Annotated in this window: 12 protein-coding genes; 4 read left to right on the top strand and 8 right to left on the bottom strand. The window is 70.2% G+C overall.

Annotation, left to right across the window (positions count from 1 at the left end):
* Positions 1-242 precede the first annotated feature (242 nt).
* The 6 genes from AMK22_RS31685 to paaA all read right to left on the bottom strand — a co-directional run bounded on the left by AMK22_RS31685 (position 243) and on the right by paaA (position 5,232).
* On the bottom strand, positions 243-1,466 hold the full coding sequence (locus tag AMK22_RS31685; RefSeq protein WP_073790706.1) for an acyl-CoA dehydrogenase family protein: 1,224 nt from the start codon (positions 1,464-1,466) through the stop codon (positions 243-245).
* A 202-nt stretch (positions 1,467-1,668) separates the two neighbouring features.
* Complete coding sequence (locus tag AMK22_RS31680) at positions 1,669-2,727, bottom strand: 2Fe-2S iron-sulfur cluster-binding protein (RefSeq protein WP_073790705.1); 1,059 nt, start codon at positions 2,725-2,727, stop codon at positions 1,669-1,671.
* Positions 2,728-3,240: a 1,2-phenylacetyl-CoA epoxidase subunit PaaD gene (gene paaD / locus AMK22_RS31675; protein WP_073790703.1), complete on the bottom strand. Its 513-nt coding sequence runs from the start codon at positions 3,238-3,240 to the stop codon at positions 2,728-2,730. It lies immediately after the preceding gene.
* Complete coding sequence (gene paaC, locus AMK22_RS31670; RefSeq protein WP_073790702.1) at positions 3,234-3,935, bottom strand: 1,2-phenylacetyl-CoA epoxidase subunit PaaC; 702 nt, start codon at positions 3,933-3,935, stop codon at positions 3,234-3,236. Before paaC ends, paaD begins: the two co-directional genes overlap by 7 nt.
* The gene (paaB, locus tag AMK22_RS31665; protein ID WP_073790700.1) at positions 3,932-4,222 is read right to left on the bottom strand and encodes a 1,2-phenylacetyl-CoA epoxidase subunit PaaB; all 291 of its coding nucleotides are present in this window, start codon (positions 4,220-4,222) and stop codon (positions 3,932-3,934) included. Before paaB ends, paaC begins: the two co-directional genes overlap by 4 nt.
* On the bottom strand, positions 4,219-5,232 hold the full coding sequence (paaA, locus tag AMK22_RS31660; RefSeq protein ID WP_073790698.1) for a 1,2-phenylacetyl-CoA epoxidase subunit PaaA: 1,014 nt from the start codon (positions 5,230-5,232) through the stop codon (positions 4,219-4,221). Before paaA ends, paaB begins: the two co-directional genes overlap by 4 nt.
* Positions 5,233-5,350: 118 nt before the next feature.
* Here paaA and AMK22_RS31655 point away from each other — a divergent pair, with 118 nt between their 5' ends.
* From AMK22_RS31655 to AMK22_RS31645, 3 genes are read left to right on the top strand one after another with little or no spacing between them, the layout of a single operon-like run.
* The gene (locus tag AMK22_RS31655; protein WP_079186511.1) at positions 5,351-6,172 is read left to right on the top strand and encodes a DUF5819 family protein; all 822 of its coding nucleotides are present in this window, start codon (positions 5,351-5,353) and stop codon (positions 6,170-6,172) included.
* On the top strand, positions 6,169-7,482 hold the full coding sequence (locus AMK22_RS31650) for an HTTM domain-containing protein (protein ID WP_073790695.1): 1,314 nt from the start codon (positions 6,169-6,171) through the stop codon (positions 7,480-7,482). Before AMK22_RS31655 ends, AMK22_RS31650 begins: the two co-directional genes overlap by 4 nt.
* Positions 7,483-7,529: 47 nt before the next feature.
* Positions 7,530-8,234: a TrmH family RNA methyltransferase gene (locus AMK22_RS31645; protein ID WP_073790716.1), complete on the top strand. Its 705-nt coding sequence runs from the start codon at positions 7,530-7,532 to the stop codon at positions 8,232-8,234.
* Positions 8,235-8,441: 207 nt separating this feature from the next.
* Here the strand turns inward: AMK22_RS31645 and paaN are convergent, their stop codons facing one another.
* Complete coding sequence (paaN, locus tag AMK22_RS31640; protein WP_073790694.1) at positions 8,442-10,142, bottom strand: phenylacetic acid degradation protein PaaN; 1,701 nt, start codon at positions 10,140-10,142, stop codon at positions 8,442-8,444.
* Between the two features lie 124 nt (positions 10,143-10,266).
* Here paaN and AMK22_RS31635 point away from each other — a divergent pair, with 124 nt between their 5' ends.
* The gene (locus AMK22_RS31635) at positions 10,267-10,860 is read left to right on the top strand and encodes a TetR/AcrR family transcriptional regulator (RefSeq protein WP_073790692.1); all 594 of its coding nucleotides are present in this window, start codon (positions 10,267-10,269) and stop codon (positions 10,858-10,860) included.
* A gap of 40 nt (positions 10,861-10,900) precedes the next feature.
* Here the strand turns inward: AMK22_RS31635 and AMK22_RS31630 are convergent, their stop codons facing one another.
* A complete protein-coding gene (locus tag AMK22_RS31630; protein ID WP_384412850.1) occupies positions 10,901-11,422 on the bottom strand; it encodes an Lrp/AsnC family transcriptional regulator in 522 nt (173 codons plus the stop codon).
* Between the last annotated feature and the right edge of the window lie 191 nt (positions 11,423-11,613).

Below are 11,613 nucleotides of genomic sequence, written 5' to 3'. Positions count from 1 at the left end.
CGTTGCCTGATGCGGCACTAGAGGGCGTGAACAGCCCTCCGGGGCCGGTTCCCGGGACCATCGGGACACCCGGGCCTCCGGAGTGGTTCGGCCCCGGCGGCGTGCGGGCTTCGTGCGGTTCGGGCCGGCTGTGGTTCGGGCCGACTGGGGTTCGGTTCCTGGTACGGCAGGGCGCCGATGTGGTTCGGTGGGGCGTCGGTGCCTTTCTCGGTGCCTTTCCGCCGGGTGAGGCGCTGGTCGGGTCAGCCGAGCAGGTGCGTGGCCAGCAGGTCGCCGAGTGCTTCCTCGTGCGCGGCAGCCGGGCCGAGGGAGAGCTCCACCTGCTTCGCCCAGGCATGGAACCGGTGCAGGGAGTAGTCGGTGTCCGCACCGAAGCCGCCGTGCACATGCTGTGCCGTTTGTACGACCCGGCGGACGCCCTCCGAGGCCCAGATCTTCGCCACGGCGATGTCGCCCTCGACCGGCAGGGCGCCGTCGGCCGCGGTGGACAGGCGCCAGGCCGCCTGCCAGAGCGTGACCTCCATGGCCCGCAGGTCGATGTAACGGTCTGCGGCCTGCACGGCGACGGACTGGAAGGTCGCGATCGGATGACCGAACTGCTCGCGCCTGCCCGCGTATTCGCTCGTCATGCCGAGCACGGCCTCGCCCAGCCCCAGCGCGAGCGCGCACGTCCCGGTGGTGAGCAGGGCGCGCAGCCATTCCCAGGCCCCGGCGGCGTCGATCAGCGCCTCGCCACCGACACGTACCGCGTCCAGCCGGACCTCGGCGAATGGTTCACCGCTGGTGGAGAACTGCTCGGCCAGGGTGACGCCTTCCTGCGAGGGGCGGACCAGGGCGATGACCGTCCGGCCCTCCTCCGTACGGCCGGGGACCGCGATCCGGTCCGCGGATGCCGCCCACGGCACCCCTGTCTGCACCCCGTCCAGCACCCGAACGGTGTCGTCACCCTCGCGGCCGGACGCATCACGGCGATCACTGCCGGGAGCACCGCCCAGGGTGTCACCGGCGCCTCGTCCTGCTACATCGCGAGGGACGGCCCGGGCGGTGACGGCGAGTTCCGCCGGGTCGTGGCCGGATCGGCCGTTGGCCCCGACGGTGAGGACCAGTTCCCCTCGGCCGACCCGGGGCAGAAGACCGGCGGCCGACGCCGGGTCGCCGTAGCGCTGGAGCACCATCGCGACGGCGTACGTCTCCAGCAGCGGTACCCGCGCGAGCACCCTGGCGGATTCCCGCAGCACCAGGCAGAGGGCGACGAGGTCGACACCCGCCCCGCCGTGTTCCGGTGACAGGGGCAGACTCAGCAGGTCGCTCGCGGCGAGCCGGGCCCACAGACTCCGGTCGATGTCGTCGGCCACGGCGCCCGGCACGAGAGCGGGGCTGGGAACGCCGTCGGGTGCGACACCCGAGAAGACCGCTTTCGCCGCCTCCGCGGCCGCTCGCTGTTCCTCGGTGAAGGTGAAGTCCATTGTCCCTGCCTCCCGCGAACCGCCGCTCCCGATGCCATGCCTGACGGTCCGTCAAGATAGAACAGGTTCTACGAGAAGGGAACAGGAGAACGCACGAGTGCGCGCGGCGGGACGGCGGAGCGAGGTGAGGCGGGGCGGGTGAAGCGGCACCGAGCGGCGCCAGGTGGTGCGAGGCGGTGTGGGGCGGGCGGTGCGGGTGCGCTCAGCGGTCGAAGTCCAGCTCCACCTCCGGTGTCGCCGGATGCGACTGGCACGCCAGCACGTATCCCGCGTCCGTCTCCTCGGGTTCCAGCGCGAAGTTGCGGTCCATCCGGACCTCGCCCGAGACCAGGAACGCCCGGCAGGTCCCGCACACACCGCCCTTGCAGGCGTACGGCGCGTCGGAGCGGCTGCGCAGGACCGTCTCCAGCAACGACTCGCCCTCCTGCACGGGCCAGGTGCCGGAACGGCCGTCCAGGGTCGCCGTGAGCCTGCTGTGGGCAGGTGCTTCGGGCCGGGGCCGGGTGGCCGACTCCGGGGCGTCGTCCACATGGAAGATCTCCTGGTGGATGCGCGTCCGGTCGACACCCAGGTCGCGCAGCGCGCCTTCCGCCGCCTGCACCAGGCCGAAGGGTCCGCACAGATACCAGCCGTCCATCTCCGCCACCGGGAGCAACGCGGGCAGCAGTCGGCCGAGTCGGTCCCGGTCCAGTCGGCCAGAGGGCAGACCTGCCTGCTGTTCCTCCCGGGAGAGCGCCGTGACCAGCTGGAATCTGTCCGGGTAGCGGTCCTTCAGGTCGGCGACCTCGTCCAGGAACATCGTCGATGCGGCTGTCCGGTCGCTCCGGATCAGGCAGAAGACGGCGTCGGGCTCCCGTTCCAGCAGCGTCGCCGCGATGGACAGCACCGGTGTGATCCCGCTGCCTCCGACGATCGCCGCGAAGCGCCCGGGGCGCGGCACGAGCACGAATCGGCCCATCGGGGGCATCGCCTCGACCATGTCGCCGACGGAGAGTTCCTTCAGCGCGTAGGTGGAGAACGCGCCGCCGTCGACGAGCCGGATTCCCACGCGCAGCACCGGATCGGCCGGTTCCCCGGTGGCCGGGGAACAGATCGAGTACGAGCGGCGGATCTCCTCGCCGTTGACGATGTAGCGCACGTTGAGGTGTTGACCGGGCTTGTGGCGGAAGGCGTCGCGCAGCTCGGGCGGCACGGCGAGGGTGACGGCCACCGAATCGTCCGTGAGCCGTTCGATCGCGTGGACCCGGAGCGGATGGAACATCTACAACTCCTTGAAGTGGTCGAACGGTTCGTGACACGTCACACATCGGCGCAGCGCCTTGCACGCGGTGGAGGAGAACCGGCTCAGCAGCTCCGTGTCGGTCGAGCCGCAGTGCGGGCAGCGCACCGAGAGCGCGAGCGGTACCGGGCCGCCGCCGGGAGCCGCGGAGGCGGCGCCGTGCGGGCGCGGGGGCGCGATGCCGGACTCGGCGAGCTTGCGCCGTCCTTCCGCGCTGATGTCGTCCGTGGACCATGCCGGAGAGAGCACGGTGACCACGGATACCTCCGGTATGCCGTGGTCGTTCAGCACTCGCTCGATGTCGGCGGACATGGCCTCGATCGCCGGGCATCCGGTGTAGGTCGGGGTGAGACGCACGGTGACCCGTCCGGGTGCGAGCACCTCCACGCCCCGCAGAACCCCCAGTTCGTCCAGGGTCAGCATGGGCATCTCGGGATCGGGCACGGAGCCCGCCAGCCGGTGCAGTTCCGCTTCGAGAAGGGTCTCGGTCACCATGTCGCCCCCGGATGGCTGCGATGCAGATGCTGCATCTCGGCGAGCATCCGGCCGAAGGGCTCGGTGTGGATACCCTGGCGTCCCGCACCCGCCGTCCACGCCGTGGACCGCGGGCCGTCCGGCACGGTCAGCGTGGCCCGCTCCAGCACGTCCGTGACGGATTTCGACCAACTGTCCTGCAGCGAGGACCAGTCGACCTCCACTCCCTCGACGGGCTGGAACAGCTCCCCGGTGAACCGCCAGAGTGCGTCCACGGCGCGCTGCATCCGCTCATGGCTCTCGTCCGTGCCGTCGCCGAGCCGCAGGGTCCAGTGCTCCGCGTGGTCCAGGTGGTACGCGACTTCCTTGACCGCCTTCGCGGCCAGGTCGGCGAAGGGGCCGTCGCCCGCCGCCAGTCGCTCGTACAGCAGGTGCTGGTAGGCGGAGAAGTAGAGTTGCCGGGCGATGGTGTGGGCGAAGTCGCCGTTCGGCTGCTCGACCAACTGGACGTTGCGGAACGCGCGTTCCTCGCGCAGATACGCCAGCTCGTCCTCGTCGCCCGCGAGGGAGAGCAGCACACGGGCCTGCCCCAGCAGGTCCAGGGCGATGTTGGCCAGCGCCACATCCTCCTCCAGGACGGGGGCGTGACCGGCCCACTCCCCCAGCCGGTGCGAGAGCACCAGCGCGTCGTCGCCCAGGGCGAGTGCCGCGGTCACAGGTGCTTCACCCCTTCGGGGATGTCGTAGAACGTCGGGTGCCGGTACGGCTTGTCGGCGGCCGGTTCGAAGAACGAGTCCTTCTCGTCCGGCGACGACGCCGTCACCTGGGCGGACGGGACGACCCAGATGGAGACGCCCTCGGAGCGGCGGGTGTACAGATCGCGTGCGTTGCGCAGGGCCATCTCCGCGTCCGGGGCGTGAAGGCTGCCCGCGTGGGTGTGGGACAGTCCGCGGCGCGAGCGTACGAACACCTCCCACAGCGGCCATTCGGTCGAGCTGCTCATGCCGTCGCCTCCCCGTTCCGTACCGGTGTGTGCTTCGCGGCGTACGCCGCCGCCGCGTCCCTGACCCAGGCACCTTCCTCGTGCGCCCGGCGGCGCTGGCCGAGGCGCTCTTCGTTGCACGGGCCGTTGCCCTTGAGGACCTCCTGGAACTCCGCCCAGTCGATCGCTCCGAAGTCGTGGTGCCCGCGCTGCTCGTTCCACCGAAGGTCCGGATCCGGGAGGCTGAGTCCCAGGGCCTCGGCCTGCGGGACGCATATGTCCACGAAGCGCTGCCGCAGCTCGTCGTTGGAATGCCGCTTGATCTTCCAGGCCATCGATCGTGCCGAGTGGGCGGACGCGTCGTCCGGCGGACCGAACATCATCAGGGACGGCCACCACCAGCGGTTCACCGCGTCCTGCGCCATCTCGTGCTGGGCCGGGGTGCCGCGGCTGAGGGCGAGCAGCAGCTCGTACCCCTGGCGCTGGTGGAACGACTCCTCCTTGCAGATGCGGACCATCGCCCGGGCATAGGGGCCGTAGGAGCAGCGGCAGAGCGGCACCTGGTTGGTGATCGCGGCGCCGTCCACCAGCCAGCCGATCGCTCCGACGTCCGCCCAGGTCAGCGTGGGGTAGTTGAAGATCGACGAATACCTTTGGCGGCCCGCGTGAAGCTTGTCCAGCAGCTCCTCGCGGCCGACGCCGAGGGTCTCGGTGGCGCTGTACAGATAGAGCCCGTGCCCTGCCTCGTCCTGCACCTTGGCCATCAGGATCGCCTTGCGGCGCAGCGAGGGCGCTCGCGAGATCCAGTTGGCCTCCGGCTGCATGCCGATGATCTCGGAATGGGCGTGCTGGGCCATCTGCCTGATCAGCGAGGCGCGGTAGGCGTCCGGCATCCAGTCGCGGGGCTCGATGCGCTCGTCCGCCGCCACCGCGGCGTCGAAGGCCGCTTCGAGCGCCTCGTCCGCGCCGCCGGCCCCCTCGGACCCGCCTGCTCCCGTCTGCGTCGTCTGGCCCGCAGTCACTGCCGTCATCCCGGCCTCCCTACTGACCGACCGATCGTTCGGTTCGTTGTCCACAATGGTGAGTCGGCGGCCCGTAGGGTGTCAACCCTGTGGACAACTCACCGGGATCGACGGGGATCGGGGCGGGATGGATTCGTACGACGAAACGGGCGGCGAGAACGGAAACGGGGGAGCCGAGCCGGGGCGGCAGCGGCGCGGCGCGAGGCAGGGCGAGGACGCGCCGACCGGTGCCGCCCCGGGACCGGGACGCACCTCCCCGAGCGGCGTGGCCGCACTCTCGCTGCCGTACCAGGCCGTCGCGGCGATCGCGCTGTCGGTCATCGGACTTCTCGCCTGCGGCCACCTGGCCATGGTCTTCCTGCACGTCGCGCCGTCCAACACGCTGACCAAGCAGCACGGCGAAGCGGTCGACGACTGGATCTACCCGGAGTTCGAGCAGAACTGGAAACTGTTCGCCCCCAACCCGCTCCAGCAGAACGTGGCCGTGCACGTACGGGCCGAGGTGGCGGGGGACGGCGGCCGACGCACCACCGCCTGGATGAGCCTGACCGGTGAGGACACCGAGGCGATACGCGGAAACGTCATACCCAGCCACATCCACCAGAACGAGCTGCGACGCGCCTGGGACTTCTACATCAACTCCCACGACAACGAGAACCGGGCGAACGGCGTGCGCGGCGAACTGTCCGAGCGCTACTTGCGTCGCATCGCGATGCTGCGCCTCACCGGACACGACTACGGCGGTACCGTCGAGCGCATCCAGTTCCGTTCCGAGGTCCGGTCCGTCGGGGCACCCGCCTGGAGCAACGAGAAGATCAGCACCAAGCCGTCCTACCGGGTGCTGCCGTGGTGGACCGTGACCTCTGCCGATCTTCCCGAGGACGCCGAGGACGCGGGGAACGCCGGAAACGCGATGAGTGCCGGGAACGCCGAGGGGGCCGACAAGTGAGTACGCTCTCCCTCGACCGCAAGCTCGCCCGCGCCGTCCAGCGCGTCACCTCCACGGCCCTCGGCCCGTACCAGAGCGCCGTCATCCGGATCGGTTTCTCCGCCACCTATCTGCTGTTCCTGCTGCGCGAGATACCGAACCGCCATGAGATGTACGGCCCCGATGCCCCGTGGCGCTGGGACATGGCGCGGGAGCTCATATCGGGCAACCAGGCGTTCACCGCGCTCATGTGGTCGGACAGCACGGTCTGGTTCGAGATCGTGTACGCGGTCGCCCTGCTCTCGGCCGCGCTGCTGATGGTCGGATGGCGCACCCGCGCCGTGTCGGTCCTTTTCATGGTCGGTGTGCTCTCCCTGCAGAACCGCAGCATCTTCATGGGCGACGGCGGCGACAACGTCATCCATCTGATGGCCATCTACCTCGTACTGACCCGCTGCGGGCAGGTCTGGTCACTGGACGCACGACGCGCGGCCCGTACGGCGCGTGCCGCCGGTCTCGCGGCCCTTCCGCCTCCGGTGGGCGCCGAGGTGCCGGGGCAGGCGGGCGTGCCCGTGAAGGCGAACGCCGACGACCCGGCGCGGCCCGTGCGGCGGGATGCGGTCGGCCCGGTTTTCTGGGGGGCACTGGGTCTGGTCCTGATCGCGGCCACGCTGACCGACGGCCTCGGGGGCACCTGGTGGTTCCCGGCTCTTCTCTGGATCCTCTGGGTGGGCCAGGGGCTCTGGTGGATCGTGAACCGGCGCGCCCCGCACAGCGAGATGCGCACCCTGCTCGACGTCTTCGCCAATCTCGCCCACAACGCCACCCTTGTCGTGATCATGGCCGAGGTCTGTGTGATCTACGCGACGGCCGGCTGGTACAAGGTCCAGGGTTCGAGGTGGCAGGACGGCACGGCGCTGTACTACCCGCTGAAGCTCGACTACTTCGCGCCGTGGCCCGCGCTGTCGGACATCCTCGCGTCCAGCGGTGTGATCGTGATGCTGGTGAGCTACGGCACGGTGATCGTGCAGGTCGCCTTCCCGTTCACCCTGTTCAACCGGAAGGTCAAGAACGTCCTGCTCGCCGTCATGATCTGTGAGCACACCGGCATCGCCCTGCTGCTCGGGCTGCCGTTCTTCTCCATGGCGATGATCGCCGCCGACTCAGTGTTCCTGCCGACCGTCTTCCTGGTGTGGCTCGGCGACCGGGTGGCCCACGGGCGGAGGCTGCTGTTCGGGCGGAAGGTGAAGGTGCCCGGTCAGCGGCGTTCCACCGATGCCGAGGAGGTCCCGCAGCAAGTCGGCGACGAGGGTCATACGCTCGTCGGGTGAGCAGCGAGAACGGCAGCAGGACCGGCGGTATCGGCCGCACCGGCAGCATCGGCGGGAAACCGCCGACCGATGAGTTGCCAGGAGCCGGTGTGTCCGGACCGGCGGCGGAGCCCGTGCAGTACGACGACGGGTTCGGGCCGCAGGTCGGGGCGGGGCCGCACCCCCTGCCCTGGCCCGTGGACGAGCGGTACGACCCCGAGCTGCTCGCCCACGGGGACCGGCGCAACGTCGGCGACGCCTATCGCTACTGGACGCGGGAGGCGATCGTCGCCGACCTGGACCTGCGGCGGCACGACTTCCACGTGGCGGTCGAGAACTGGGGCCATGACTTCAACATCGGCTCCGTGGTGCGGACCGCGAACGCGTTCCTCGCCAAGGAGGTCCACATCGTGGGGCGACGGCGCTGGAACCGGCGCGGCGCGATGGTCACCGACCGGTACCAGCACGTGCGGCACCACCCCGACACCCAGTCGCTGACCGCGTGGGCGGCTGCGGAAGGGCTGCCGATCATCGGCATCGACAACCTTCCGGGCTCGGTTCCGCTGGAACGCACCGAGCTGCCGCGTCAGTGCGTGCTGCTCTTCGGACAGGAAGGGCCCGGGCTGACCGAGGAAGCCCGCGAGCACGCGGCGATGGTGTGCTCCATCGCCCAGTTCGGGTCGACGCGGTCGATCAACGCGGGCGCCGCCGCCGCGATCGCCATGCACGCGTGGGTGCAGCGGTACGCGGAGATTCCGGAGCCGGGCCAGTAGCCGGTGCGACAACAGGGGCAAGCGCCGCGTCAGGAATTCTGACGCGGGCGGGAACGTCCGGCGAGGCCAGTCGGTGCATGCCGACGCGGGTACGGGTGCCGTTGCTGGTTTCCCGGCTCCCCAGCTCCCGGACCCGACCTCGACCCATGACCCTGCCCCGAGGCCCGGCCCTTGCTCCCGGCCGGCTCCTCGGCTCCCGGCCCGGCGTCACGCCTGGCGGCGGACTTCCACCATACGGAAGCGGTTGGCCACGAAGGCCCCGTCGCACAGAGCCGCGTTCGCCGCCGGGTTGCCGCCCGAGCCGTGGAAGTCGGAGAACGCCGCGGTCTGGTTGACGTACACGCCACCCGTGAGGTTCAGCGACAGTTGGGCCGACTCGTCCAGGCAGACGTCCTCGACGGCGCGCTCCACGTCCGGAGAGGTGGTGTACGCGCCGACGGTCATCGCGCCCTTGTCGCGGATCGTACGGCGGAGCAGTTCCACGGCGTCGGCCGCCGAGTCGACGGCGACGGCGAAGGAGACCGGTCCGAAGCACTCCGACATGTAGTGCTCCGCGTCGTCCGGCTTGTTGCCGTCCAGCTTTACGATCATGGGCGTGCGGACCACGGCGTCGGGGAATTCCGGGTTGACCACCGCGCGGGAGGGCAGGGCGACCTCGCCCAGCCCCGTGGCCGCCTCCAGCCGGGCCTTCACATCGGGGTTGACGAGGGCGCCGAGCAGGGCGCCCGCCCGGGCATCGTCTCCCAGCAGGCCGTCGATCGCGGCGCCGATGTCGGCGACGACCTCGTCGTACGTCTTGTCGCCGGTGTCGGTCGAGATGCCGTCGCGGGGAATCAGCAGGTTCTGCGGGGTCGTGCACATCTGGCCGCTGTACAGCGAGAGGGAGAAGGCCAGATTGGAGAGCATGCCCCGGTAGTCGTCGGTGGAGTCGAGGACGATGGTGTTGACTCCGGCCTTCTCCGTGTACACCTGCGCCTGGCGGGCATTGGCCTCCAGCCAGTCGCCGAAGGCGGTGGACCCGGTGTAGTCGATGATCTTGATCTCGGGGCGTACGGCGAGGGTCTTCGCGATGCCTTCGCCGGGCCGCTCGGCGGCCAGGGCGACCAGGTTGGCGTCGAAGCCCGCCTCGACGAGCACCTCGCGGGCCAGCCGGACCGTGAGCGCGAGCGGGAGCACGGCGCGCGGATGCGGCTTGACCAGGACCGGGTTGCCGGTGGCCAGCGAGGCGAACAGGCCGGGGTAGCCGTTCCACGTGGGGAACGTGTTGCACCCGATCAGCAGCGAGATACCGCGCGGAGCCGCGGTGAACGACTTGTGCAGCCGGAGCGGATCGCGCTTGCCCTGCGGCTTGGACCAGTCGGCGCTCCCCGGCGTGCGGACCTGCTCCGCGTACGCGTACGCCACGGCTTCCAGCCCGCGGTCCTGGGCGTGCGGGCCGCCCGCCTGGAGCGCCATCATGAACGCCTGGCCGCTGGTGTGCATCACGGCGTGGGCGAACTCGTGGGTTCTGGCGCTGATCCGCGAGAGGATCTCCAGGCAGACCAGGGCCCTGGTCTCGGGGCCCGCCGCGCGCCACGCGGCCATGTCGGCACGCATCGCGGGGAGCAGCACGTCCAGGTCGGCGTGCGGATACTCGACGCCCAGCTCCGGTCCGTACGGAGACGCCTCTCCGCCCGTCCAGCCGTCGGTGCCGGGCTGGCCGAGGTCGAGGCGGGTGTGCAGTACGGCGTCGAACGCTGCCTTGCCCTCGGCGGCTCCCAGGCTGCCGGGGGCTCCGCCCTCGCCGTACGCCTTCGGGTGCTCGGGGTGCGGGGACCAGTACGCGCGCGTACGGATCGCGTCGAGGGCCTGGTCGAGCGTGGGGCGGTGCTTCTCGGAAAGCAGATGCGGGGTGAGCTCGGCGGCCATGACGGACCAACTCCTCATCGAGCTGGGCAGGGACGGGTGGACAGAGTTAGAGTAACCGAACGATCGGTCGGGACAAGGGGGGCCCGCCAAACCTGTGGACAACTCGTAGGGGAGGATCGCGGACATGACCACGGCCAAGCGGGACACGTACACCCCGGAGACCCTGCTCACCGTCGCCGTCCGCGTCTTCAACGAGCGCGGCTACGACGGCACGTCGATGGAGCACCTCTCCAAGGCGGCGGGCATCTCCAAGTCCTCCATCTATCACCATGTCACCGGCAAGGAGGACCTGCTCCGCCGTGCGGTGAGCCGGGCGCTGGACGGGCTCTTCGGGATTCTCGACGAACCCGGCGCCACACAGGGGCGGGCGGTCGAGCGCGTCGAATACGTCACGCGACGGACCGTCGACGTGCTGATAGCCGAGCTGCCCTACGTCACTCTGCTGCTGAGGGTGCGGGGCAACACGAAGACCGAGCGCTGGGCGATGGAGCGGCGGCGCGAGTTCGACCAGCGGGTGACGGATCTGCTCGGGGCGGCCGTCACGGAGGGTGATCTCCGTTCGGACGTGGACATACGACTGGTGACACGGCTGCTGTTCGGAATGGTCAACTCCCTGGTGGAGTGGTACCGGCCGCAGCCGGACGGCGGCGCCGACGGCGAGCGGCTGGCGGACACGCTCGTCCGGGTGGCCTTCGAGGGGATGCGGTCCAGCCGCTGAGACCGCTGAGACCCGGTGCCGGGGCCGGTGCGGGCGTCGGTCAGGTGAGCTCGGGGGGCCGGTCCGTGCCCGGGGCCAGGTCCGTCTCCTCGAACACGAGAAGCGTGCGGGTGGAGAGCACCTCCGGAATGGACTGGATCTTCGTCAGGACCAGTTCGCGCAGCGACCGGTTGTCCGGGGTGTGCACCAGCAGCAGCACGTCGAAGTCGCCGCTGACGAGCGCGATATGGGTCGCGCCCGGCAGGGCCTGGAGCTGCTCGCGCACGGTGCGCCAGGAATTCTGGACGATCTTGAGCGTGATGTAGGCGGAGGCGCCCTGGCCCGCCCGCTCGTGGTCCACGCGGGCGCTGAATCCACGGATCACGCCGTCGTCGATGAGCCGGTTGATCCGCGCGTACGCGTTGGCGCGGGACACATGGACGCGATCGGCCACCGACCGTATCGAGGCGCGGCCGTCCGTCTGGAGCAGCCGGAGGATGTCGCGGTCGACGGCGTCGAGCGGGCGGGCCGGCGGAATCCGGTCGGGTTCCGCGATCCCGTCGGCCATTTGTTCAGCTGCCATGTGCCCGCGCCTCCTCGTCCTGGACGACCTGCCCCTATCCCAGGCTGTGGATAACCGTTTGTCCACAGGCTGAAGGTGCCTGTAGCCAAAATGCGCTCGCGACCGAACAATCGGTAGGTGAGGCACGCCACAGTCGCGCCTCGGACAGCGCTCGACATTTCGATGTATTTCGACACCCCTCGGCTTCGGAC

The sequence above is a fragment of the Streptomyces sp. CB01580 genome (assembly GCF_001905795.1).
GTDB lineage: Bacteria > Actinomycetota > Actinomycetes > Streptomycetales > Streptomycetaceae > Streptomyces.
Note: the sequence above shows the minus strand (reverse complement) of the source record. Positions and strands in the feature narration are given on the sequence as shown.

Excerpts from the sequence above, each read along its gene's own strand:
- paaB (WP_073790700.1), bottom strand. The coding sequence starts at position 4,222 with ATGAGCAGCTCGACCGAATGGCCGCTGTGGGAGGTGTTCGTACGCTCG.
- AMK22_RS31680 (WP_073790705.1), bottom strand. The coding sequence starts at position 2,727 with ATGTTCCATCCGCTCCGGGTCCACGCGATCGAACGGCTCACGGACGAT.
- AMK22_RS31630 (WP_384412850.1), bottom strand. The coding sequence starts at position 11,422 with ATGGCAGCTGAACAAATGGCCGACGGGATCGCGGAACCCGACCGGATT.
- paaA (WP_073790698.1), bottom strand. The coding sequence starts at position 5,232 with ATGACGGCAGTGACTGCGGGCCAGACGACGCAGACGGGAGCAGGCGGG.
- AMK22_RS31655 (WP_079186511.1), top strand. The coding sequence starts at position 5,351 with ATGGATTCGTACGACGAAACGGGCGGCGAGAACGGAAACGGGGGAGCC.
- paaN (WP_073790694.1), bottom strand. The coding sequence starts at position 10,142 with ATGGCCGCCGAGCTCACCCCGCATCTGCTTTCCGAGAAGCACCGCCCC.
- AMK22_RS31685 (WP_073790706.1), bottom strand. The coding sequence starts at position 1,466 with ATGGACTTCACCTTCACCGAGGAACAGCGAGCGGCCGCGGAGGCGGCG.
- AMK22_RS31635 (WP_073790692.1), top strand. The coding sequence starts at position 10,267 with ATGACCACGGCCAAGCGGGACACGTACACCCCGGAGACCCTGCTCACC.
- paaD (WP_073790703.1), bottom strand. The coding sequence starts at position 3,240 with ATGGTGACCGAGACCCTTCTCGAAGCGGAACTGCACCGGCTGGCGGGC.